General features: G+C 72.0%; 18 protein-coding genes. 3 read left to right on the top strand and 15 right to left on the bottom strand.

Going from position 1 to position 23,269, the window contains the following annotated elements; translation table 11 throughout:
- Positions 1–146 precede the first annotated feature (146 nt).
- Entirely contained in the window at positions 147–1,358 is a 1,212-nt protein-coding gene (locus tag B5D66_RS16930) for a thioester domain-containing protein (protein WP_144390178.1), read from the top strand.
- Positions 1,359–1,777: 419 nt separating this feature from the next.
- Positions 1,778–3,022 carry a thioester domain-containing protein gene (locus B5D66_RS16925; RefSeq protein WP_078762721.1) on the top strand — a complete coding sequence of 415 codons (1,245 nt, stop codon included), beginning with the start codon at positions 1,778–1,780 and terminating at the stop codon, positions 3,020–3,022.
- Positions 3,023–3,128: 106 nt separating this feature from the next.
- Here B5D66_RS16925 and gatA read toward each other — a convergent pair whose 3' ends face one another.
- From gatA to mnmA, 7 genes are all read right to left on the bottom strand, one after another.
- Positions 3,129–4,628 (bottom strand): Asp-tRNA(Asn)/Glu-tRNA(Gln) amidotransferase subunit GatA, encoded by a 1,500-nt coding sequence (gene gatA / locus B5D66_RS16920; RefSeq protein WP_078762720.1) that lies wholly within the window; start codon positions 4,626–4,628, stop codon positions 3,129–3,131.
- Positions 4,625–4,924, bottom strand: a complete 300-nt coding sequence (gatC, locus tag B5D66_RS16915; protein WP_078762719.1) for an Asp-tRNA(Asn)/Glu-tRNA(Gln) amidotransferase subunit GatC — start codon at positions 4,922–4,924, stop codon at positions 4,625–4,627. Before gatC ends, gatA begins: the two co-directional genes overlap by 4 nt.
- A gap of 78 nt (positions 4,925–5,002) precedes the next feature.
- Positions 5,003–7,060 carry a putative bifunctional diguanylate cyclase/phosphodiesterase gene (locus B5D66_RS16910; RefSeq protein ID WP_078762718.1) on the bottom strand — a complete coding sequence of 686 codons (2,058 nt, stop codon included), beginning with the start codon at positions 7,058–7,060 and terminating at the stop codon, positions 5,003–5,005.
- A 295-nt stretch (positions 7,061–7,355) separates the two neighbouring features.
- Complete coding sequence (gene ligA, locus B5D66_RS16905) at positions 7,356–9,551, bottom strand: NAD-dependent DNA ligase LigA (protein WP_078762717.1); 2,196 nt, start codon at positions 9,549–9,551, stop codon at positions 7,356–7,358.
- Positions 9,552–9,573: 22 nt separating this feature from the next.
- Complete coding sequence (locus B5D66_RS16900) at positions 9,574–10,596, bottom strand: methionine synthase (protein ID WP_078762716.1); 1,023 nt, start codon at positions 10,594–10,596, stop codon at positions 9,574–9,576.
- A gap of 50 nt (positions 10,597–10,646) precedes the next feature.
- Positions 10,647–11,162, bottom strand: a complete 516-nt coding sequence (locus tag B5D66_RS16895; RefSeq protein ID WP_078762715.1) for a DedA family protein — start codon at positions 11,160–11,162, stop codon at positions 10,647–10,649.
- 82 nt (positions 11,163–11,244) lie between these two features.
- Positions 11,245–12,333, bottom strand: a complete 1,089-nt coding sequence (mnmA, locus tag B5D66_RS16890) for a tRNA 2-thiouridine(34) synthase MnmA (RefSeq protein WP_200813685.1) — start codon at positions 12,331–12,333, stop codon at positions 11,245–11,247.
- A 95-nt stretch (positions 12,334–12,428) separates the two neighbouring features.
- Here mnmA and B5D66_RS16885 point away from each other — a divergent pair, with 95 nt between their 5' ends.
- Positions 12,429–13,583 (top strand): DUF695 domain-containing protein, encoded by a 1,155-nt coding sequence (locus B5D66_RS16885; RefSeq protein WP_078762713.1) that lies wholly within the window; start codon positions 12,429–12,431, stop codon positions 13,581–13,583.
- 133 nt (positions 13,584–13,716) lie between these two features.
- Here B5D66_RS16885 and B5D66_RS16880 read toward each other — a convergent pair whose 3' ends face one another.
- From B5D66_RS16880 to B5D66_RS16845, 8 genes are all read right to left on the bottom strand, one after another.
- Positions 13,717–14,886 carry a cysteine desulfurase family protein gene (locus B5D66_RS16880; RefSeq protein WP_078762712.1) on the bottom strand — a complete coding sequence of 390 codons (1,170 nt, stop codon included), beginning with the start codon at positions 14,884–14,886 and terminating at the stop codon, positions 13,717–13,719.
- 175 nt (positions 14,887–15,061) lie between these two features.
- Positions 15,062–16,006 (bottom strand): electron transfer flavoprotein subunit alpha/FixB family protein, encoded by a 945-nt coding sequence (locus tag B5D66_RS16875; protein ID WP_078762711.1) that lies wholly within the window; start codon positions 16,004–16,006, stop codon positions 15,062–15,064.
- A 33-nt stretch (positions 16,007–16,039) separates the two neighbouring features.
- On the bottom strand, positions 16,040–16,819 hold the full coding sequence (locus B5D66_RS16870; protein ID WP_200813684.1) for an electron transfer flavoprotein subunit beta/FixA family protein: 780 nt from the start codon (positions 16,817–16,819) through the stop codon (positions 16,040–16,042).
- 233 nt (positions 16,820–17,052) lie between these two features.
- The gene (locus tag B5D66_RS16865) at positions 17,053–18,906 is read right to left on the bottom strand and encodes a serine/threonine-protein kinase (protein ID WP_235001054.1); all 1,854 of its coding nucleotides are present in this window, start codon (positions 18,904–18,906) and stop codon (positions 17,053–17,055) included.
- Positions 18,907–19,264: 358 nt separating this feature from the next.
- Entirely contained in the window at positions 19,265–19,834 is a 570-nt protein-coding gene (locus B5D66_RS16860) for a YbaK/EbsC family protein (RefSeq protein WP_078762708.1), read from the bottom strand.
- A 2-nt stretch (positions 19,835–19,836) separates the two neighbouring features.
- Positions 19,837–20,625, bottom strand: coding sequence for an enoyl-CoA hydratase/isomerase family protein (locus tag B5D66_RS16855; protein WP_078762836.1), 789 nt, complete (start codon positions 20,623–20,625; stop codon positions 19,837–19,839).
- A 329-nt stretch (positions 20,626–20,954) separates the two neighbouring features.
- On the bottom strand, positions 20,955–21,734 hold the full coding sequence (locus tag B5D66_RS16850) for an energy-coupling factor transporter transmembrane component T family protein (protein WP_078762707.1): 780 nt from the start codon (positions 21,732–21,734) through the stop codon (positions 20,955–20,957).
- Positions 21,731–23,266: an ABC transporter ATP-binding protein gene (locus tag B5D66_RS16845; RefSeq protein ID WP_078762706.1), complete on the bottom strand. Its 1,536-nt coding sequence runs from the start codon at positions 23,264–23,266 to the stop codon at positions 21,731–21,733. The genes B5D66_RS16850 and B5D66_RS16845 overlap by 4 nt, the downstream gene beginning before the upstream one ends.
- Positions 23,267–23,269 lie beyond the last annotated feature (3 nt).

The raw sequence follows: 23,269 nt of genomic DNA, 5'->3' as shown, positions 1-23,269 counted from the left end.
GCTAGTACACGATTCGAGACCGGTGGAGTGGTTCGCCGGACCAGGTGGTGGGGGGCGACTACTCTTTGGACCCGGTTTCGAACGCGAGTTCCCGTTCTCCCGCCCGCCTCGGGCGCACGTCCCACCGATCCGTCCAGGGGACCCCCTTGCCCAGCATCACCTCCATCGCGCGGCGTGCCCTCGCCGCCCTCACCACGGCCGTCCTCCTCGGCTGGGGCCCGGCGCTGCCCGTCGAGGCCGAGTCCACCGGGATCGCCCGGGTCGACCGCAACGGCGAGGCCGGCACGACCGTCCATCTGGCCGGTCAGAACGGCGCCGCCGCCTCCACCACGCTGTTCAACCTGCGGGTCGACGACGACTCCTTCGTGCGGGCCTACTGCGCCGATCTGAGCACGAGCGTGGACCCGCGGGCCGCCTACGTGGAGGCGGACTGGGAGGAGTACCCCGAACCCCGCGAGTTCGTCGACAACGCCGAGCGGGTGCACCGGGTGATCCTCTCCTCCTACCCGAGGGTGGGACTGGAGGAGCTGCGCAGGCGGACCGGCCTGGTCACGTTGACCCCCCCGCAGGCGATCGCCGCGACGCAGGCCGCGGTCTGGCACTACAGCAACGGGGTGGACCTCAGGGTGGGGGTGCTCAGCGGCAACGCGCCGGAGGTCGAGGCGCTCTACGCCCACCTGATCGAGGTCGCCGACCGGGGAGGCGCGGCCGAACCCCCCGCCTCGCTGGAGGTCTCCCCGCGTCAGGTCCGGGGCGAGACGGGCGCCCCGCTCGGCCCGTTGACGGTACGCACCACCAGCGAGTCGCCGGTGGGGTTGCGGGTGAACGGGGCGCCGTCGGCGAACCTGGTCGACCCGAGCGGGAACCCCGTCACCGAGGTACGCGCCGACGGCGAGGTCCTGCTGCAACCCGACGCCTCGGCCCCCGAGGGGACCGCCACCCTCTACGCCACCTCCGACAACGCCACCGTGGAGGCGGGCCGGCTCTTCGTCGGCAAGGACGGGGTCAAGACGCAGGCCCTGATCACCGCGGAATCCGTCGAAGGGGTGAGCGCGTCGGTCTCGGCGACCGTGAGCTGGACCCCCGCGTCCGTTCCCACGCCCAGCGCCGAGGCGTCCCCGCCGGCCGCCGAGCCGTCCCCCTCGCCCTCGTCCGCGGCTCCCTCGCCCGCACCGTCGGAGGGCGGCTCTCCGACCGCGTCGGCTCCTTCGGGGCCCGTTGTCATCGCCGAGGACAAGCGGCCCGAAAACGATCTCGCCTTCACCGGCACCTGGGCCGGGACGATCGTCATCACGGGACTGGTCCTGCTGGCCATAGGTGGCCTTGCGATGTTCCTCACTCGCCGTCGCCGCAGGTGACGACCTTCTTCCCGACGCGCAGCGGTACGGGTGCCCCCACGGGGCGGTGACCCGCCGCCGGTTCGTCCACCAGCGGCGATGGCGTGATCACGAACGGTCATCGATTACGGACTCAGCAAAACAGATCCGCGCATTTTTAGTGAACCGTGTTGGAAGCCCGGAAATGGGTCGCTAGTATCTGGCGGTGCGGCGGTCGAGACCGTTTACTTACGGGTTTCTTACACACTCCGACCGCCGCTCCCGGGCTCGAACCCGCGGGCCCACCGAGCCAGCCCGGCCGTCTTCGGCGGGCGTCCACCCAGAGAAACCGGTTCCTCCTCCCGGTCGGCGACGACTCAGATCACTCCCGGCCCGAGCGTGGCGACACGCGACGCAGCATCTGTATCCGGTTCCCCCTAAATATCTCACTGGGAAATAACTTGATCGAGAAGACGCTCCCCCCATCCCCCCGTTGGCGTAACCGCGCCATCACCACCGTGGCCGGCTCCGCCGCCGCCCTGCTGGCCTTCGGCCTGGCCGCCCCCGGCGCCTCCGCCGACGAGGTCTACTCCGGCGGCGCGCAGGGCAAGTACACCGGCAATGTCGAGAAGGGATTCACCCTCGACTTCGGCAGTGACGGCAAGGTCGGCACCACGCTGTTCGAGCTCACCCTGACCGACGGGGCGAAGCTTCCGGCCTACTGCATCGACTTCGTGACCCCCATCCGCAGCGGCGCCAGCTACTCCGAGGGCGCCTGGAGCGAGTACCCGGGCGAGGGCGACTTCGCCAACTCCCAGCCGGGCAAGGTCCTGTGGATCCTGCAGAACTCCTACCCGCGCGTTTCCGCCGAGGAGCTCGCCCAGGCCTCCGGCGTCGAGGACCTGGACGCCAAGGAGGCCATGTCGGCCACCCAGGCCGCCATCTGGCACCACAGCAACGGCGTCGAGCTCAAGGGCGGCGGCGGCCGGGAGCACCGCGACGACATCCTCGACTTCTACGACTACCTGCTGGAGAACGCGCAGGAGGTCGAGTCGCACCCCGCCTCGCTGACCATCACGCCCAACGAGGCCTCCGGCAAGGCCGGTGAGACGATCGGCGAGTTCACGGTCGAGACGACCGCCGAGAGCGTCCCGCTGACCCTGAACGGCCCCGACGGCGTCAGCATCGTCGACGCCGAGGGCAAGGAGATCGAGACCGCCGCCAACGGCGGCACCTTCGCGGTCAAGGTCGACGAAGGCGTCGCCCCCGGCGAGGCCACCGTCTCCAGCTCCATCTCCACCGAGGTGCAGATCGGCCGCCTGTTCAAGGGCGTCGACCCCAACAAGCCCACCCAGACCCTGATCACCGCGGGCGACGGCACCACCGAGGCCTCCGCCCAGGCCAAGGTCACCTGGACCGAGGGCACCCCGGCCGAGACCCCCAGCCCGTCGCCGAGCGAGTCGCCGTCGGAGGAGCCCTCGACCCCGCCGTCGACCCCGCCGGCCTCCCCGCCCGCGTCCACGCCGCCGGCTGAGACGCCCCCCGCGGACAAGCCGACCCCGCCGGCCGACGAGAAGCCGGGCAACTCCCTGCCCGTGACCGGTGCCGCGCTGGGCGGTCTGGTCGCCGCGGCCGTCGTCGCCATCGGTGGTGGCGGTGCCGCGATGTACCTGTCCCGCAAGCGCAAGGCCGGCCGCGACGCCTGATCCGGCGCCGCGCCCGCGCCCATGAGGCGGAGCGTATGACGCGAGGGCCCGCCACCGTGGATCCACGGTGGCGGGCCCTCGCCCTGTCCGTTCCCGGACGTCGGCCTCAGACGGCGTAGGCGTTCTTGGCCAGCAGCTCGCCGCCCCAGGCGTCCCTCAGCGCGGCCTCGACGGCGGCCCCCACCCGGTAGGTGCGGTCGTCGGCGAGCGCCGGCGCCATGATCTGCAGGCCCACGGGCAGGCCGTCCTCGGGAGCCAGCCCGCACGGCACCGACAGCGCGGCGTTACCGGCCAGGTTGGTCGGGATCGTGCACAGGTCGGCGAGGTACATGGCCATGGGGTCGTCGGTACGCTCGCCGAGCGGGAACGCCGTGGTCGGGGTGGTGGGCGACACCAGCACGTCCACGTGCTCGAACGCGGCGTCGAAGTCGCGTTTGATGAGCGTGCGCACCTGCTGCGCCGAACCGTAGTAGGCGTCGTAGTAACCGCTGGACAGCGCGTAGGTGCCCAGGATGATGCGGCGCTTGACCTCGGGACCGAAGCCCTCGGCGCGGGTCAGCGACATGACCTCCTCGGCACTGCGGGTGCCGTCGTCGCCGACACGCAGGCCGTAGCGCATCGCGTCGAAGCGGGCGAGGTTGGAGGAGCACTCGCTGGGCGCGATCAGGTAGTAGGCCGGCAGCGCGGTGGTGAAGCTCGGGCAGGAGACCTCGACGACCTTGGCCCCCATGGACTCCAGCAGCTCGACGGCCTCGTTGAACCGCTGGAGCACGCCCGCCTGATAGCCCTCGCCGGAGAACTCGCGGACGATGCCGATCCGCAGCCCCGCGACGTCGGCCCGGCGGGCCGCCTCGACCACCGGCGGCACCGGGGCGTCGATGGAGGTGGAGTCGCGCGGGTCGTGTCCGGAGAACGCCTCGTGCAGCAGCGCGGCGTCGAGCACGTTGCGCGCGAAGGGACCCGGGGTGTCCAGCGACGACGCGAAGGCGATGAGACCGTAGCGCGAGGAGCCGCCGTAGGTGGGCTTGGCACCGACCAGGCCGCACACCGCGGCCGGCTGACGGATGGAACCGCCGGTGTCGGTGCCGGTGGCCAGCGGCGCCTCGAACGCGGCGACGGCGGCGGAGGAGCCACCCGAGGAGCCGCCGGGGATGCGGTCGAGGTCCCAGGGGTTGCGGGTGGGACCGTAGGCGGAGTTCTCGGTGGAGGAGCCCATCGCGAACTCGTCCATGTTCGTCTTGCCCAGGATGACCAGCCCGGCGTCGCGCAGCCGTTCGGTGACCGTCGCGTCGTAGGGCGGCCGCCACCCCTCCAGGATCTTCGACGCCGCCGTGGTCGGCATGTCCTTGGTGGTGAAGACGTCCTTGTGCGCGACGGGGACGCCCGCCAGCGGACCGGTCTCCTCGCCCGCGGCGATGCGGGCGTCGACGGCGCGGGCCTGCTCCAGCGCCACCTCGTCGTCGACGTGCAGGAAGGCGTTGACGTCACCGTCGACGGCCGCGATCCGGTCGAGGTAGGCGCGCGTCGCCTCGACCGCGCTGGTCTGGCCCGCGCGGATGGCCGCGCCGAGCTCGGCCGCGCTCAGCCGGATGAGGTCGTTGTTCACTCTTCCTCCCCGAGGATCTGCGGCACGCGGAACCGTCCGTCCTCCACCGCGGGCGCCCCCGCGAGCGCCTGGTCGGGGGAGAGCCCCGGACGGGACTCGTCGGGGCGGTAGACGTTGGTCAGCGGCAGGGCGTGCGAGGTCGGCGGGATGTCGCCCTTGGCGACCTCCTGCACCTTGGCCACAGCGGAGATGATCACATCGAGCTGGGCGGCGAGCTGGTCCAGCTCGTCCTCGTGCAGCGCCAGCCGCGACAACCGGGCGAGGTGCGCGACCTCATCGCGGGTGATGGCGGACATGAATTGCAAACCGTTCCTTCGGCGGATTCGGACAGGTCAATCCTATTCCCGCGCGCGGCCCCGCGGAGTGGTCCGCGCTCAGCCCGCCGACCCCGTCCGCTCCTGGGAGACCTGTAAGCCGCCGTGCTCCAGCAGCCAGGCCGTGGCCTGGGGCGCCTCCAGGGGCGGGGCGAAGTAGCGGCCCTGGGCCGCGTAACAGCCCATGGCGCGCACCGCCCCGGCGACCCGGGCGGTCTCGACCCCCTCGGCGACCGCGCGCATGCCCAGCGCGGCCACCAGGTCGATGGCCGAGCCCACGATGACGCGCCCCTCGTTCTCGTCGGCGGCCCTGCGCACGAACGAGCCGTCGATCTTGATCTCCTCGACCGGAAGCCCGTTGAGGCTGGCGAGCGTGAAGTAGCCGGTGCCGAAGTCGTCGAGGCTGAGCGAGACCCCGAGGTCGGCCAGCGCCAGGATCGTGGGGGTGACGGCGTCGTCCTCGGCGACCATGACCCGCTCGCTGATCTCCAACCGCAGCGCCCGCGGGTCGACCCCGTGGCGGCGCAGTCCGGCCGCGACGATCTCGGGAAGGGTCGGATCGAGCAGCTCCCGCGCCGAGAGGTTGACGGCCACCGGCAACCGCAGGCCCTGGGACCACCACTCGGCGATCTGCGGCAGGGTCATCTCGATCACCTGGTGGGTGAAGCCGCGCATCAGGTAGGACTGCTCCAGCAGGGGGACGAACTCCTCCGGCGAGAGGATGCCCCGCTGTGGATGCCGCCAGCGCACCAGGGCCTCCAGCCCCACCGCGCGATGGTCCCCCAGGGCCACCTTGGGCTGGTAGAACATCTCCAGCTCCTCCTCCACCAGCGCCCGGCGCAGCTCGCCGAACAGGCTGAGCCGCGCGGTGGAGTTGCGATCCTTGTGGGGCGCGTACAGCTCGACCCCGGTGCGGCGCTCCTTGGCCACGTACATGGCCACGTCCGCGCGCTGCATCAACAGCTCGAAGTCGGGCGCGTGGTTGGGGTAGAGCGCGATGCCGATGCTGGCCTCCAGGTCGAAGTCCATGCCGTCCAGCCGCATGGGCTCGGAGAGCGCCACGCGCAGTCGCGCGGCCACCTCGCGCGCCGAGGCCGCGTCGCGGACCTGCGGCAGCAGGACCGCGAACTCGTCCCCGCCGAGCCGGGCGACGAGGTCGCCGGGACGGACGCTGTGGGTGAGCCGGTGCGCGACGTTTTGGAGGAGGCGATCGCCCGTGGGGTGGCCCAGAGTGTCGTTGACCTCCTTGAAACGGTCGAGGTCGAGCATGAGCAGGCCGACCCGCTGCTCCCTCTGCTGGGCGTCCCCCAGTGCCTCCTGGGTGCGCAGGATGAGCAGCTTGCGGTTGGCCAGGCCGGTGAGCTCGTCGTGGTTGGCCTGGTGTTCGCGCTTGACCGACAGCGTGGCGCTGCTGTACAGCGCGACCAGGGGCAGGCTGAACAGCGGCACCAGCCACACCGAGTGGGCCATGGCGACCACGACGAGGGGCGCCAGGCTGAGCAGGACACCGGAGACGAACACCCGCTGGCCGATGCCCTTCATCAACACCCGGTACAGGGGCGCGCGCTCGTGCATGGCGACCGCGCACTCGACGAGGAGGAGGTTGACGAGGAAGTAGGCGGCGCCGGCCAGCGCGACGACGACGAGACCGGTCCCCTCGGGCACCCACGGCATGTGGGCGGTCTCGGGGAACAGCAGCCGGATGACCGCCCCCGCCGCGCCGAAGCTCAACCCGTACTGCGCGACGTTGAACGCGATGCGGTGGAGCGCGTGACCTCGGGCGACGCCCGCGATGACGGTGGCGATGGCCTGGACGACGCCGGCGACCGCCAGGCCGTAGAAGATGACGAGGGCGAAGGAGAAGGGCAGCGAGGTCGGCGCCCCGTTGTCCGTGGGCGAGCGGGGGGTGGCGATGGGACGTAGTTCACCGAGGACCACCATGCACAGCACGACCCAGACGAGCGGCTGGGCGGCGAGGTACTGCACCTCGTCGGGGCCCAGCCAGAACAGGGAGACTGCCAGGAGCGCGCAGCCGGCCACCGTGGTGCTGGCGAAGTACAACCACAGTGGCGTCCCGACCCGGGGACCGATGTCCCGGGTGTTGTTGGGATCCCTCATAACGTCCTCGGGGTGCATGCAGCGGATTCGGTCTCGGTCGCTCCGGTCACCCCCATGACCGGAACGTCCTTCCTTTCTGACGCGTGCGGAACCATCCAGATCAGCTTACGCCGCTCCGTCACCAGGTGTCGCCAAATGGGGACTTTAGGTAAACCTCGGATTACCTGAAACAATCGCCCGATTCGCTCCAGATTACTGCGACAGGTAGCGCGCCGACTGCGGATTGTAGAGGCGACGGGTCGGTGTGAGGAGTACCCGGGCGGGCCGGGCACTCACCCCTCTTCCTGACTATTGATTACTCGGCGTGTTCCCCAAGCGCCTCGATGACACGCGCCTTGGCCGCTTCCGGCCCTTCGGCGAGCAGGACCCGCAAGCCCTCCTCGTCCAGGATCGGCACCTTCAGCTGGACCGCCTTGTCGTACTTGGACCCGGGGCTCTCCCCTGCGACCAGGAAGTCGGTCTTCTTCGACACCGATCCGGTGACCTTGCCGCCCAGGTTCTGCACCGCCTCCTTGGCGCCGTCGCGGCTGAACCCCTCGAGGGAGCCGGTGATGACGAGGGTGAGGCCCTCCAACGGCCGTGGCCCCTCGTCGGCGCCCTCCTCTTGCATCCGCACCCCCGCGGCCCGCCACTTCTCGACGATCTCGCGGTGCCAGTCGACCTCGAACCACTCGACGATCGAACGGGCGATGGTGGGGCCGACCCCGTCGACCGAGGCCAGCTCCTCCTCGCCGGCCGCCGCGATGGCGTCGATGGAGCGGAAGTGGCGGGCGAGGTCCTCGGCCGCGCGCGGGCCGACGTGACGGATCGACAGGGCGACCAGGACCCGCCACAGCGGTCGCTGCTTGGCCTGCTCCAGCTGTTCGAACAGCTTCTGGACGGTCTTCTTCGGCTCGCCCTTCTGGTTGGCGAAGAAGGTGACCACCTTCGGCTCGCCGGTCTTCGGATCGATCTTGGGCAGCCCGCTGTCGGCGTCGAGGACCTGCGTCCTGATCGGCAGCAGTCGGTCCACGGTGAGGTCGAACAGGTCTCCCTCGTCGCGCAGCGGCGGTTCGGCGGGTTCCAGCGGCTGGGTCAGCGCGGTCGCCGCCACGTAGCCCAGCGCCTCGATGTCCAGGGCCTTGCGGCCGGCGATGTAGAACAGCCGCTCGCGCAGCTGGCCCGGGCAGGACCTGCTGTTGGGACAGCGCAGGTCGACGTCGCCCTCCTTCTGCTGCCCCAGCGGTGTCCCGCACTCGGGGCACACCTGCGGCATGACGAACGGACGCTCGGAGCCGTCGCGCTGCTCCTCGACCGGGCCCACGATCTCGGGAATGACATCGCCGGCCTTGCGGAGCACCACGGTGTCGCCGATGAGGACGCCCTTGCGGGCCACCTCCTGGGCGTTGTGCAGGGTGGCGAACTCGACCTCGGAGCCGGCGACCATGACGGGCTCCATGACCCCGTAGGGGGTCACCCGTCCGGTCCGCCCCACGTTGACCCGGATGTCGAGGAGCCGCGTGGTGACCTCCTCGGGCGGGTACTTGTAGGCGATCGCCCAGCGCGGAGCCCGGCTCGTCGAGCCGAGCCGGCGCTGCACCGACACGTCGTCGACCTTGATGACCACGCCGTCGATCTCGTACTCGGGGTCGTGGCGGTGCTCGGCGTAGTGGTCGATGTAGGAGCGGACCTCGTCCAACGAGCCGACCACCCGGGTACGGTCGCTCACCGGCAGTCCCCAGGCCGCGAGCAGCTCGTAGGCGTGCGACTGGTGGGTGAAGGAGACCCCTTCGTGGGCGCCCACGCCGTGCACGAGCATGCTCAGCGGACGGGTGGCGGTGACCCGCGGGTCCTTCTGCCGCAACGACCCGGCCGCCGCGTTACGCGGGTTGCGGAACGCCGGCTTGCCCTCGCCGACCAGGCGGGCGTTGAGCTCCTCGAACGCCTTGCCCGGCAGGAACACCTCACCGCGTACCTCCAGCAGGTCGGGGACCGGCTGGAGCGAACCGTCCAGGACCTCGGGAACGGCCTGGATCGTGCGCACGTTCAGCGTGATGTCCTCGCCGACACGGCCGTCCCCGCGGGTGGCCGCGCGTACCAGGCGGCCCTTCTCGTAGACCAGGTCGACGGCGAGGCCGTCGATCTTCAGCTCGCACAGGTAGGCGTCGACCGTGATCTCGTTCTCGACCCGGTTCGCCCACGCGGCGAGCTGTTCGGGGTCGAAGGCGTTGTCGAGGCTCTGCATGCGCTCCAGGTGCTCGACCGCCGCGAACTCGTTGCTGATGGGGGCGCCGACCTTCTGGGTCGGGGAGTCGGGCGTGCGCAGCGACGGGTAGCGCTCCTCCAGTCCGCGCAGCTCCAGCATCAAAGCGTCGTAGTCGGCGTCGGGAATGGTCGGCCGACCCATGTAGTACCGGTAGCTGTGGTCGTCGATGTCCTGACTCAGCTCGGCGTGGCGCTCGCGCACCTCGGCGGGAACCCCATCGACGATGGTCGACTCCTCCGCGCTCACCCGGGTACGTCCTTTCCTCATGTCATCGCCGTGGTTCGTCTCGCAGGACCCGGGCCGCCGTGCGGCAGGCCGCCAACGCCGTCCGGGCGTAGCGGGGCGACGCCCCGGCCAGTCCGCAGATGGGGGTGACGACCACGGTCTCGGCCAGCAGGCCGGGGTCGAATCCGATCCGATTCCACAGCTCACGTATGGGATCGACGTTAACGGCAGGGTCGGACACAACCGCGTCGACTCCCGGGACGATCCCCAGGAGAAGCCCGACGCCCTCCTCCACGGCGACGCCGATCGCCTCGTCGGACGCGCGGGTGAGCGCCGTGGCGTCCAGCGACAGCGCTCGGGCCCCGCTGCGCCGCAACAGGTCGATGGGGACCTTCGGCGCGCAGCAGTGCGCCGCGGGAAGGGCGTCCGCCGCGGAGATGGCGGCGAACAGGGAACGCAGCCGCTCCTCGACCCGTACGCGTTCGACCGCGCGCAGCCGCCCGTACCCGCTCGCGGTGGGGACCGCGCCCACCAGCACCGCCGGCAGCGCCGGTTCGTCCACCTGGACCACCAGGTTCGCGCCGGGGACCCGGGCGCGGACGTCGGCGATGTGCGCGGTGATGCCCTCGATCAGCGACTCGCACAGGTCGGCGACCGCGCCTGGGTCGGCGAGAAGCTTCTCCCCCGCGCGCAGCTCGATCGACGCCGCGAGGGTCCAGGGGCCGGTGACCTGGAGTTTGAGCGGCCCGCGATAGGCGTGGGCCTGCTCCTCCAACGCGTCGAGGTCGTAGGAGAGGAAACCGCGCGCTCGGGCGAGGTCGCGGCCCGCCCGCTGCGCCACCCGCCACCCCGAGGGCTGCACCTCGACCGGCAGCTCCACGAGCAGGCCGGCGCTGCGCCCGATCATGTCCGCCCCCGCGCCACGTGCCGGAAGCTCCGGCAGATGGGGCAGTTCGGGAAGTTCTCCCATGACGACGCGGACCGCTTCGCCGGGGTCCTCGCCGGGAAGGGAACCGACGCCCGACGCGCTCGCGGAAGGCCAGGGATAACGCGGCTGATCACTCACGATGCATCAGGGTAGAGCACTCCCGGCCGGCCGGAGCCGGGCACCGCGTGTCAGGGGACGGGTTCCACCGGGTCGGGCCGCGCAGCGGGGGCCTCGTCGCGGGAGCGCGTCCGGCGCCTCCACCACACCCCGGCCCCGATCAGGGCGGCGGCCACCACGGCCGCCGTGACGGCCAGCAGCGGCGAGTGCAGGAAGAGCTCCCACCAGACGGCGATGACCGCCAGCCCGCCCAGGCTGTAGACCGCGGCCCAGGCCAGGCAGCCGACGAACATGGCGACCAGGTAGCGCGGGAACCGCATCCGCATCGCGCCCGCCGCGAGGTTGACGGCGGTCTGGATGCCCACGGTGAGGAAGGAGAGGGTGACGGCCGGCGGACCGAAACGGTCGATCAGCTTCTCGGCGCGGTCCAGCCGGGGACCGATCCGCCGCCCCCAGCCGCTACGGTGCAGCCCCGCCCCGATCCCGCGGCCGATCCAGTAGGTGGCCTGGGCGCGGCAGAACACGATGCCGAGGAGCGCCAGGTAGACGATCCAGAAGGGTCGTCCCTCCAGAAACTCGTACGGCATCGCGTCCTCCCTGTCGGCACGAGAACTATGCTATGCCTAACCTAACTTGGACAACAGGGGCCCGCGAGGAGACACGGCGCACTCACGACGCCGGGGAGGTCTGCCTGGCCCGGCTCACGGCGGACCGGATGGTCGCCGACCCCAACACCACGTCACCGTCGTAGAGCACCGCGGCCTGCCCCGCCGCGACACCGGTGGCGGGCTCGTCCAGCTGGACGATCAGCTCGCCGTCGCGCTCCCAGGCCCGGCAGGGGTGGACCTCGCCGTGCGCGCGAAGCTGGACCGTGCAGGCGAACGGCTCGGTCAGCGGGTCACAGCCGCTCCACACCGGCCGCTCACCGACGATCTCGTCGATCTCGAGCGCCGCGCGCGGACCGACCGTCACCGTGTTGTTCACGGGCTCGATCGACAGCACGTAGCGCCGGTCGACCGCGCCCCCCAGGTTGAGGCCCTTGCGCTGCCCGACCGTGAACGCGTGCGCGCCGTTGTGGGTGCCCAGGACCGTGCCGGACTCGTCCACGATCGGACCGGGCTCACTGCCCAGGCGACGGTTGAGGAAGCCCGCGGTGTCGCCGTCGGCGATGAAGCAGATGTCGTGGCTGTCCGGCTTGTCGGCGACGGTCAGCCCGCGCCGCTCGGCCTCGGCCCGCACCTCGGCCTTCGTGCAGTCGCCGAGGGGGAACATCGCGTGCGCCAACTGCTCGCGGGTGAGCACCGCCAGCACGTAGGACTGGTCCTTGGCGAGGTCGACGCTGCGCCGCAGCCTGCCGTCGACCATACGGACGTGGTGGCCGGTGCACACCGCGTCGAACCCCAACGCGACGGCGCGCTCCAGCACCGCCTCGAACTTGATCTTCTCGTTGCACCTGAGACAGGGGTTGGGGGTACGCCCGGCCGCGTACTCGGAGACGAAGTCCTGGACGACCTCACGGTCGAACTCCTCGGCCATGTCCCAGACGTAGAAGGGGATGCCGATCACGTCGGCGGCACGCCGGGCGTCGCGGGAGTCCTCGACCGTGCAACAGCCCCGCGCGCCCGTGCGGTAAGACTGCGGGTTCTTGGACAGCGCGAGGTGCACGCCGGTCACGTCATAGCCGGCCTCGGCGGCACGGGCCGCGGCGACCGCGGAATCGACGCCGCCCGACATGGCGGCGAGTACACGCATAGTCATAACGTCCCCAGCCTACGCGCCGGCGCCCACCACTGCCCCCGCCCGACCTCCCCCTCCCGGCTGAGGCTGCCGCGCGGTTCTGCGAAAATCGATGCATGGCTCTGTTCCGTCGCCGCCGCTCGTCCGATTCCGACTCCGCCGTCGCCGTCGACGAGTTCTGGTCCCACTGGGAGAAGCTCCGCGCCGACCTCGCCGCAGCGGTCGACTCCGGCACCCCGGTTCCCGGCCCCGTGGCCCAGGAACTCGACGAGCTGGTGCGGCGCCTGCATCCCTCCCTGACGTGGGAGGTGTCCACGCCCCCCACGTCCGAGGGCTCCGACCTGCTCGGCCTGTCGTTCGGGGACGACCTCGACAGCCTGCTCTCCCAGGCCGACGACGCAACGGGGCCGCAGGAGCCCAAGTACGCCCTCACGCTCAGCGCCGGCGCCGACGACGACGCGCGGATCGTCGCCGAACGGTGGAGCCGCGCCGCGCCCGACGACGGGGAGTGGCGTTTCCTGCCGGCCCGCCCCGCCGACCACGGCCGGCTGTCGCGCCCGTTGACGTGGGACGGGCACGAGCTCGACCTCGCGCACGCGACGGTGGCGCTGCGCGTCGACCAGAAGGCCGGCCGGATCCAGGCGGGCGTCTACCACCCGGACTTCATGTTCCTGCCTGAGGAGACCCGGGCGGGGGTCGCCGACCACGTCGTGATGCTCGCGCTGGGCGAGGACGACTACGTGCGCTGGATCGGCTCGGTCACCCCGCTGGTGGAGAAGCCGCTGGACCCGCTTCCGCCCACCTCGATCCCCTCGGTGGTCGACCAGCTCTCCGGGGCACTGGGGAGCGGGGGCTGGGTGACCCTCCAGGGGCGTGTCCCGCTGCGCGGCACGATCCAGCTGGCCGTGCGCCATCCGCTGCACCGCAGGGACTTTCCCGCCTTCACGCTGTACGTGCAGGTCACCGTGCACTACGCGAACGCCGACTCCGACCGTCTGCCCACCGGCTCCTCGGCGACGGCCCTGGAGGAACTGGCGTTGCGGCTCCAGGACCTGTTGGGCGACAACGGCGCGCTGTTCGCCCAGCAGACCGTCGGCGGCCAGCGGCAGCTCCACTTCTACGTCGACCCCGAGTCGGGGGTGCTGCCGCAGCTGGAGCAGGCCGTGCGGGCCTGGCCGGAGGGACGCCAGCAGGTCCAGAGCATGCTCGACCCCGACTGGGAGGCGATCGGCCAGATCACCAAACCGGTGCGGCGGCAGCTCGGCCGGTGAGGGCCGGCGGCCCGACCGGGTTTTCCACAGGATGGCCGGCCGGGCTGGCGCGGAGGGCTTGACAGGCGCGAGGATCTTCCCACGCGCCTTCCTTGAGGTGGGAGGCCTGCCCCCGGACGGGGCGGGGCGTGGCTCAGCGCCGCTTGTCGCGCGCCGCCCGGGCCCGCTCCACCGCGGGGCCGATCGCGTCGGCGAACGCCTTGACGTCGCCCTCGCTGGACCCGTGTCCGAGGGACAGCCGCAGGGACGAACGCGCGGTGTCGGGGTCGGCGCCCATCGCCAGGAGCACGTGACTGGCCTGGGCGACCCCCGCCGAACAGGCCGATCCGGTCGAGCACTCGATTCCGCGGGCGTCCAGCAACATGAGGAGGGCGTCGCCCTCACAGCCCGGGAAGGAGATGTGGGCGGTGCCGGCGAGCCGCTCGGTGGGGTGCCCGTTGAGCTGGGCGTCGGGCACCACCGCGCGCACCGACGCCACCAGTTCGTCGCGCAGGCGGGCGAGCTCGGCGGCGTGGGCCTGCCGTTCGGCCACGGCCAGGCGCAACGCGGTCGCCAACCCCCGTAGCAACGGGGTCATGAGGGTGCCCGAACGCACCTCGCGTTCCTGCCCGCCTCCGTGCAGCACCGGAACCGGGTCGACCCCCCTGGCCAGCAGCAGCGCCCCGGCTCCGACCGGACCGCCGAGCTTGTGGCCGGTGACGGTGAGCGCCGAGACGCCCGCGGCGGCGAAGTCGACGGTCTCGGTCCCCACGGCCTGCACCGCGTCGGTGTGGAAGGGGATCGCGTACTCCGCCGCGATCGCGGCGAGCTCGCCGATGGGCTGGACCGTGCCGACCTCGTTGTTGGCCCACATCACCGAGACGAGCGCCACACTCGCCGGATCACGCCGGATCGCGGCGCGCAGCGTCTGCGGGTCGACCCTGCCGTAGGAGTCGACCGGAAGCTCCTCGTAGACGGCGCCCTGGTGGTCGGCCATCCAACGGGCAGGGTCGAGCACGGCGTGGTGTTCGACCGCGCTGACCAGGATGCGCCTGCGCGCGGGGTCGGCCTGGTGACGTGCCCAGTACAGGCCCTTGATGGCGAGGTTGTCGGCCTCGGTGCCCCCACTGGTGAACACCACCTCGTGCGGGGTGGCCCCGAGCGCGTCGGCGACGGCCTCGCGCGACTCCTCCACCACCCGGCGGGCGCGCCGGCCCGCGCCGTGCAGCGAGGAGGCGTTACCGAGTACGCCGAACTCCTCCGTCATGTCGGCGATGACCTCGGGACGGACGGGGGTCGTTGCGGCGTGATCCAGATACACCATGGCCCTTCAAGGATACGGCCCCGTCCCGGCCGCCACCGCGGCGCGGTCCCTTCCGGCCCTGCCGGACGCCTCCGCCGGGACGGCGGGCGCGCCTCCGGTCGTGGGCGGGGCCCGGACACGGCGGCGGCCCTCGGACCCGGGGTCCGAGGGCCGCCGCGGTTCGCCGCGGAAACGGCTACTTGCGCTTGTTGATCTCCTCGGTGAGCTGGGGCGCCACCTGGTGCAGATCGCCGATCACGCTGAAGTCGCTGATCTCGTGGATCGGCGCCTCGGGGTCCTTGTTGACCGCGACGATCGTCTTGGAGGTCTGCATACCGGCCCGGTGCTGGATCGCGCCGGAGATGCCCAGCGCGATGTAGAGCTGCGGGCTGACCGTCTTGCCGGTCTGGCCGACCTGGAACTGGTTGGGGTACCAACCGGAGTCGACCGCGGCACGCGAGGCGCCGACGGCCGCGCCGAGCGAGTCGGCCAGGTTCTCGACGACGGAGAAGTCGTCGGAGCCCACGCCGCGACCACCGGAGACCACGATGGCGGCCTCGGTGAGCTCGGGGCGCGCGCCCTTCTCCTGCTTGACGCGCTCGACGACCTTGGCGGCCTTGGCCGCGTCGGACAGCTCGACGCTGACCTGCTCCTCGACGGCGGCTCCCTGGGCGGGCTCGGCCGGGATGGAGTTGGGGCGCACCGCGATGACCGGGACGCCGGCGCGGACCTTGGCGTGGGTGATGGTGGTGCCGCCGAAGATGGAGTGCTCCGCGACGAGGTCGGCGGTGACGTCGACGACGTCGGTGAGCACGCCCGAGCCCAGCTTGACGGCCGTGCGCCCCGCGACCTCCTTGTTCTCGGCGGTCGCCGAGACCAGGATCGCGGCGGCGGACTTCTCGCCGGCCAGCTTCGCCAGGAGTTCGGCCTTGGGGGCGACGACGTAGTCGTTCAGCTCGGCCGGGGCGACGTAGACCTTCTCCGCGCCGAACTCGGCGAGCTTCGCCTTGGCGTCGTCGGCGCCCTCACCGATCCACACCGCGGCCGGCTCGCCGATACGCCGGGCCAGCGTGAGCAGCTCGGTGGTGACCTTCTTGACCTCTCCGTCGACCTGGTCGACGAGGACGAGGACCTCAGCCATGTCTCAAATCCCTCTTTTTCGTCTCCGCCGGGCCTATACGAACTTCTTCGAGGCGAGGAAGTCCGCGATCTGCACACCGCCGGTGCCCTCGTCCTTGACGACGGTGCCGGCGGCACGCGGCGGCGCCGCGGCGAAGTCGACGGTCTCGGTGGTGGCGTTGGCGAGGCCGACCTTGGCCGGGTCGATCTCGGCGCCGGCCGCGTCGAGCTTGGTGACCGGCTTCTTCTTGGCCGCCATGATGAGCTTGAACGACGGGTAGCGCGGCTCGTTGATCTTCTCGACGACCGAGACGACCGCGGGCAGCTGCGCCTCGACGACGTCGTAGCCGTCGTCGGTCTGGCGCTGGATGCGGATGGTGCCCCCGTCGATGTCGACCTTGTTGGCGAGCGTGAGCTGGGGCAGGCCGAGGTACTCGGCGAGCGCCGCGCCCACGACGCCGGTGCGGGCGTCGGTGGACTCCGAACCCAAGACGACGACGTCGAACTCGGTGGTGCGCAGGGCCTGGGCGAGCGCGTAGGCGGTCTGCAACGAGTCGGAGCCGTGCAGCGCCTCGTCGTTGAGGTGGATCGCCTTGTCGGCGCCCATCGACAGGGCCTTGCGGATGGAGTCCGTGGCCTGGTCGGGGCCGGCGGAGAGGATGGTCACCTCGCCACCGTGCTTCTCCTTGAGCAGGAGGGCCTCTTCGATCGCGTACTCGTCGAGTTCGTTGATGACACCGTCGGAGCTCGCGCGGTCCAGCGTGTTGTCCGCCGGGTTCAACTTGCGCTCGGTCGCCGTGTCCGGGACCTGCTTGACCAAAACGACAATATTCATGGCCGGTGGCCGACCTCCCTGCACTCCCATGCGTCGCCCGCTCGGACGGCGCGGACGCGGTCGCGTCCGTGGTCAATCAAGGGTGCCAAATGCGCGAACGTCATCCGGCAGCGGGGCGACGTTCCGGTCCCGCCGTCCCGCGTGATCCGCTGGTCTTGCTTCTCCCCCGATGTTACTGACTAGTAGCACGGGGGCAACCGCCGCCCCCGGCCACCGAGCGGAGGCGGGGGACCTCACCTGAACCAGGCCGAGGGTCCCTGGATCGGATCCCAGGCAGGAGCCGTCTGCACCCCGAACACCAGCAGGAACAGGGCGAGCAGACAGACAGCGACGATCGTGCCCCAGTAGACGTAGGGGTTGCGGATACCGGTGTTCTCGATGAGCCACACGGCCTGCCTGCGGCCGCCACGGCCGTTCGGCCCCAGGAACCCGCCCAGCACCGCCACCGCGACCGCGTAGGCGCCGACGTTGTTGGCCGACCCCTCGCCTGTGATGAACCCGATGATCAGGCCGACCACGATCCCCGCCAGCAGGTAGCCCACGCCGTAGAGCAACGTGGTGCCCGCGTTGCGCAGCAGCGCCCACGGCATGCTCAACGCGACCAGCATCCGGTCGGAGCTCTTGGGTCCACGTGTCTGCAACCGGCGCGCGTGCTCGATCTTGACCATGTCCAGCGCGCCCAGCAGCGACGCCGCGAGCACCCCCAGGACGAGCCCGATCGTCGGCACGAGCAGACACAGCCCCACCGCCACCAGCATCAGCGGCACCAGGATCAGTGAGGGGAGCCTGCGCGGTTCGGCGTCGTCGTAGTCGTCCTCGTCGTCGGAGTGGATGTAGTCGCTGAGGCGGTCCTCGTTGCGCCCTCCGAACAGGCCGCGCCGGCGGGGACGCTCCTCAAGGTCCTCCGCGGAGAACGTCCGGGTGTGCCCCGCCTCACTCCGGTCGTCGCCGACCGGAGTGAGGATGTCGCGGAACTCCTCGGGACGCAGCGTGGAGTTGAAGAAGTGGGTGCGGGGCGCCGAGGGGTCGTCGGGCTCGTCGGCGGCCGGCACCGCCATGGTGCGGTCGGCCCCGTTGCCGGCGACCACCGTGCGGTCCGCCTGCGGGAGGGGATCAGTGCCCGAGGGTTCGGAACGGTACAGCGACGTGCTCTGCGCGTCCTCGACCCGCGTCTCGCCCCCCGCCGCGGGCAGCGGCGCGTGCACGGTGTGGCTGCCGGTCAATCCGGAGGAGGGGTGCTCTCCCGGGCCCTCGGACCAGGGAAGGTCCAGGTTGAGCCGGCTGGTCTCCTGGACGAGCTGGAGGGCGGTGGGCCGGGCGCGCATGTCGCGCGAGACCGCCGCGCGCACCAGCGGCTGGAGCGCCTCGGGCATCCCCTCCAGGCTGATCTCACCGTTGAGGATGCGGAAGAAGATGACCTCGAAGGCCCCCGCGCCGTAAGGGGGGTTGCCGGTGGACGCGAAGGCGACCGTGGCGCCCCAGGCGTGGATGTCGGTGGCGGGGCTGAGATCGGTGCCCTCGATCACCTCGGGCGACAGGTAGCTCGGCGTGCCGACGAAGGTGCCGGTCTGGGTCAGCTTGGCGCCGTCCACCGCGTGGGCGATACCGAAGTCGATGACGATCGGCTCGCCGTTGGAGATGATGACGTTGCCGGGCTTGAGGTCGCGGTGGATGACCTCGGCGGCGTGGATGTCGGCGATCGCCCTGGCCAGGCCAGACACCAACCGGGTCAGCGCCCGGCCGCGCAACGGCCCGTGATCGGTGACCGTGGCGTCGAGCGTGGGGCCCGGAATGTACTCGGTGACCACCCAGGGCAGCGGCGCGCTGGTGTCGGCGTCGATGACCTCGGCGACGTTGCGGCTGTGCACCCGGCGCATGGTCTCGACCTCACGGGCGAGCCGAGCGCGGGCGATGTCGTCACCGGCGACCTCCGACCGCAGGACCTTGATCGCGACCAGCCGGTCCTGGGGGTCTACGGCCTGGTAGACGACCCCCATTCCGCCCTGTCCGATACGCCGGCGGATCCGGTAGGGGCCGATGCGTTCCGGCAGCCCCTCGCTTTCGGGGAAACCTGCCGACATTGCCATAGCGAACTCATCCCCTCAAACCCCGCTGCCACCGCTTCCAGCCTATAGGCCGGGGGTGCCGTCGGGACCTGCGACGGGGGGCGGGCGTCGTTCCCCGCCGCCGACCGTGCGCGAAAACTGGAACCCTGCTCTCCTCGTGCGCGGCACGCGACCGCGCGACCACACGAGTATGACGGAAAAACAGAGGACCCGGTTCCGTCGCGTCGCCGCCCCGCGGCCGGGATCGCGGACCGCCGCGCCGCCCGCCGCTGGCCGGGAGGGGATGCCTCGCGCCGGCGCCGGGCGGCAGAGTCCGGGAAGAACCAGGGAAACCCGGGGAGCGCTTCGGGGAAGCGGCCCCCGGGGTGCGGCAGCGCGGTCAGCCGACCGGCCGTCCCAGTCCTTCGACCACCTCGGCGTTGGGCAACCCCGCCAGTGCCGCGCCCGCAACGACGAGCTTGGACCTGCGCAGGCCGCTGCCGATGACCACCCATGGCGCGGCCGTGACCGCGGGATCGACCAGGATCGGCCAGTCGTCGGGCAGCCCCAGCGGCGTGATCCCGCCGTATTCCATTCCGGTCGCGCTGACCGCGTCGGCCTGGTCGGCGAAACGCGCCTTGCGCGCCCCCAGATGGCGACGGACGACCCCGTTGACGTCCACGCGGGTCGTGGCCAATACGACGCAGGCTGCGAAACGGGTTTCGCCACCCCGCTTGGCCGCGATGACCACGCAGTTGGCCGAGGCGTCCAGTCCGATGTCATAGGCGGCGCAGAAGGCCGCCGTGTCGGCCAGCTCCGGATCGATCTGGGCGACGAGCGGCCCCTCGGCCGCCCCTTCGTGCTTCCCGTCGGCGACGGCCCGGGCCACCGGCTCGGCGAGCAGGTCGGGCCGCTCCCCCGCCGGCTGGGTCTCCAGGCCGCCGAAGACCCCGGTGTTCGTGTCGGTCATGCTCACCTTCCCGTGAACCGCGCCTTGCCCGGCCCCTGCTCGACGAAACTGCGCATCCCCGTCTTCTGGTCCTCGGTGGCGAACAGCGCGGAGAACTGGAGGCGCTCGATCTCCAGGCCGGTGTCCAGGTCGACCTCCAGACCGTTGTCGATGGCCTGTTTGGCGGCCCGCAACGCGACGGCCGGACCGTCGGCGTAGCGCGCGGCCATCGCGACCGCGGTCGGATAGACCTCCTGGGCCGGGACCACCCTATCGACCAGGCCCATCTCCAGCGCCTCACGGGCCTCGACGTGGCGGCCCGTGTAGATGAGGTCCTTGGCCCTGGCCGGGCCGACCAGGCGCGGCAGTCGCTGGGTTCCCCCCGCGCCGGGGATGATGCCGAGCTGGATCTCGGGCTGGCCGAGCTTGGCGTCCTCCGCGGCGACCCTGAAGTCCGCGCACAGCGCGAGCTCGCAGCCGCCTCCGAGCGCGTAGCCGGTGATCGCGGCGACGACCGGTTTGGGGATGCGCGCCACCGCGGTGAAGGACTCCTGCAGACGCGCGGAGTGGGCGGCCATTCGCGCGTAGGACATGTCCGCCATCTCCTTGATGTCGGCGCCCGCGGCGAACACCCGTTCGCCGCCGTAGACCACCACGCCCCGCACCGTGTCGTCGGCGCCCACCTCGGCCGCCGCCTCGGCGATCTCCGCCTGGACCTGGGCGTTGAGCGCGTTCATCTTGGGCCGGTCCAGCCGGATGACGGCGACGGCGGGTTGGTCCGGCACCGCCTCGACGCGAACGAACTCGCCCACGGGCACCACCTTCTTCTCCGTACGGATCGTTTCCAGTGCACTGCCTATCACCCGGCGACGCGCCGCTGCCAGGCGGCACCCGTGAGAGGCCGGCCGTCCCTTCCTCCGACACCGGATCCTCGACCGCCGTCGACCGGTCCGGTGGCCGGCGGCGGGAGGCCCGGTGGAACGGCACGGCCCCGGCAGGCGCCGCCCTCCCGTCCGCCGCTGTGTCACCCATGTCTCGCTCCCCCGCGACGGGCGGTCGTTCAGGGGACAGGCGCGGCGGCGAGCGGGAGCGCGGGAGACCCTCGGGATCCGCGCCCCGCGCCGGGTGGGCCCCTTCGGGCTCACCCGAACAGCGGCGTCCAGGTGCCCACGGCCAGGGAGGTCCCGTGCGCCGCGGCGACCACCAGGACCGCCCCCGCGACCACGGCCGTGTCGCCGTTGCCCCACGGGCTGTTCCTGGCCTGGGTGCGCGGGCCCGTGCCGAACGCCCGGGCCTCCATCGCGGTCGCCAGCAGGGTGCCGGTCCGGATGGAGCGCACGAGCAACGCGAACACCTTGCCGGCGAAGATCGCGGCGGCCGTCACCGGGTTCCCCCCGGCGTCCAGGCCGCGCGCCCGACGGGCCAGGGTGAGCGTGCGCCACTGGCCGGCCAGCAACGGGACCAGCCGCAACGCGGCCAGGGCCCCCAGCGCCGGCCGTTCGGGCACCCGCAACCGCTGGACGAGGGCGTCGGCGAGGTCGGTGGGGTCGGTGGTGACCCCGGCGAGGACCCCCGGCAACGCGATGGCCATGACCCGGATGGCGGCCCCGAGCGCGCCCAGCGCCCCCTCCTCCCCGAACAGGAGGTTGACCACCCCGGAGGACAGGCCCATCACCAGGAACGGGACGCCCACGAGCAGCAGCGTGCGCCGCCCGACCCCGCTGAACGGGACCAGCGCCAGGCCGGCCGCGAGCGCCACGCCGCCGGTGACCGGGTCGACGACGACGAGCAGGCCGAAGGCCATGATCAGCGCGGCCAGCAGCTTGGCCGCCGGGTTGACGCGGCGCAGCCACGTGCGCGCCCCGCCCACCGACGGCTCCCTTTCCGCGACGATGTCGTCCCGCGGCGCCACGGTGCTCATCGGGCCTCCTCCCGCGCGTGGGGGGCGGCGCGGTGGACCCGTCCCCCGCCCACCCGCAGCTCGACGTCGGCGAGGGTGCGCAGCAGCAGTTCGTCGTGGGTGGCCATGACGATCGCCCGCCCCTGGGCGCGCAGATCCGCCAGCAGCTCCACCAGCTCCCGCCACGTCCGGGTGTCCTGCCCGAAGGTCGGCTCGTCCAGGACGAGCACATCGGGGGCGTGGGCGGGACCGGAGCTGAGCGCGGTCGCCACCGACAACCGGCGCTTCTCCCCTCCGGACAGCGTGAACGGGTGTTCGTCGGCCAGCGGGGCCAGCCGCAGCCGTTCCATCAGCTCCGTCACCCACACGTCGGCCTCGGCCCGCCGCATCCCGGCGCGCAGCGGCGCGAAGCGCAGTTCGTCGCGGACGGTGGTGGTGACGAACTGGTCCTCGGCGTGCTGGAACACGGTGCCGATCCTGCGGGCGAGGCGGCGGGCCGGCCAACGGTGCAGGGGCCGGGTGTCCTCCGCCGCCAGTGGACCGCGCGGGCGCACCTCGCCGGAGTGGGGCGCGGCCAGCCCGGCCAGGGCCGCCAGCAGCGTGGACTTGCCGGCCCCGTTGGGTCCGGTCAGCGCTGTCGCGCCGGCCGAGCGCACGGTCTCGTTCACCGACTCCAGCACCGTCCGCGGGCCGGCGCCGCCCAGGCCCGGTTCGGGGGGCGTGCGCAGGACGCACGCCACGGCCTCCAGGAGCGTCTCTCCCGCCGGGGCCGCAGGAAGGGCGACCCGGGGTTCGTGGCCGGGCACCCACACGCCTCGGGCGGCCAGGTCCGCGCCGTGCCGGGTGAAGACCTCGTGGGGTGGTCCGTCCGCGACGACGCCGCCGCCCGGTTCGACCACGACCACCCGGTCCACCAGGTCGGTCACCTCCGCCACCCGGTGTTCGACCAGCACCAGGGTGGCTCCGCGCGTCTCGGCCAGGCGGGCCACGAGCCCGCGCACCACCCACGCGCCCTCGGGGTCGAGGTTGGCGGTGGGCTCGTCCAGCAGAAGCAGCCGCGGACGCATGGCCAACGCGCCGGCGACGACGAGCCGCTGCTTCTCGCCTCCCGACAGCGCGGCGGTGGAACGCTGCGGGCCGTAGGGGAAACCGACCTCGCGCAGCGCCGTGTCCACCCGGCGCCAGATCTCCTCGCGCGCCACTCCGAGGTTCTCCGGCCCAAAAGCGACGTCGTCGCCGGCCCGGGCCATGACGAGCTGCGTCTCGGGGTCCTGGGCGACCAGGCCGGTCCCGCCCCTGCGGGCGGCGGCCGGCTCGCCGTCGACCAGCAGGCTCCCCTCCTGCTCGCCGTCGATCGCCCGCTCGGGGCCGGTGAGCCCGGCCATGGCGTGCAGCAGGGTGCTCTTGCCCGCCCCCGACGCGCCCAGGAGCAGGACGCGCTCCCCCGGTTCGATGGTCAGGTCCACACCGCGCAGCGCCCATTCCCGCCGGCCGGAGTGGCGCCAGCCCCATCCGGCGAGCTCGACGCGGGCCCCCTGGCTCGGATCCGGCATGCC

Origin of the sequence: Marinactinospora thermotolerans DSM 45154, assembly GCF_900167435.1 — a bacterium.
Lineage (GTDB): Bacteria > Actinomycetota > Actinomycetes > Streptosporangiales > Streptosporangiaceae > Marinactinospora > Marinactinospora thermotolerans.
The sequence above is the reverse complement of the archived record's forward strand: the minus strand, read 5'-3'. Positions and strand labels throughout refer to the sequence as shown.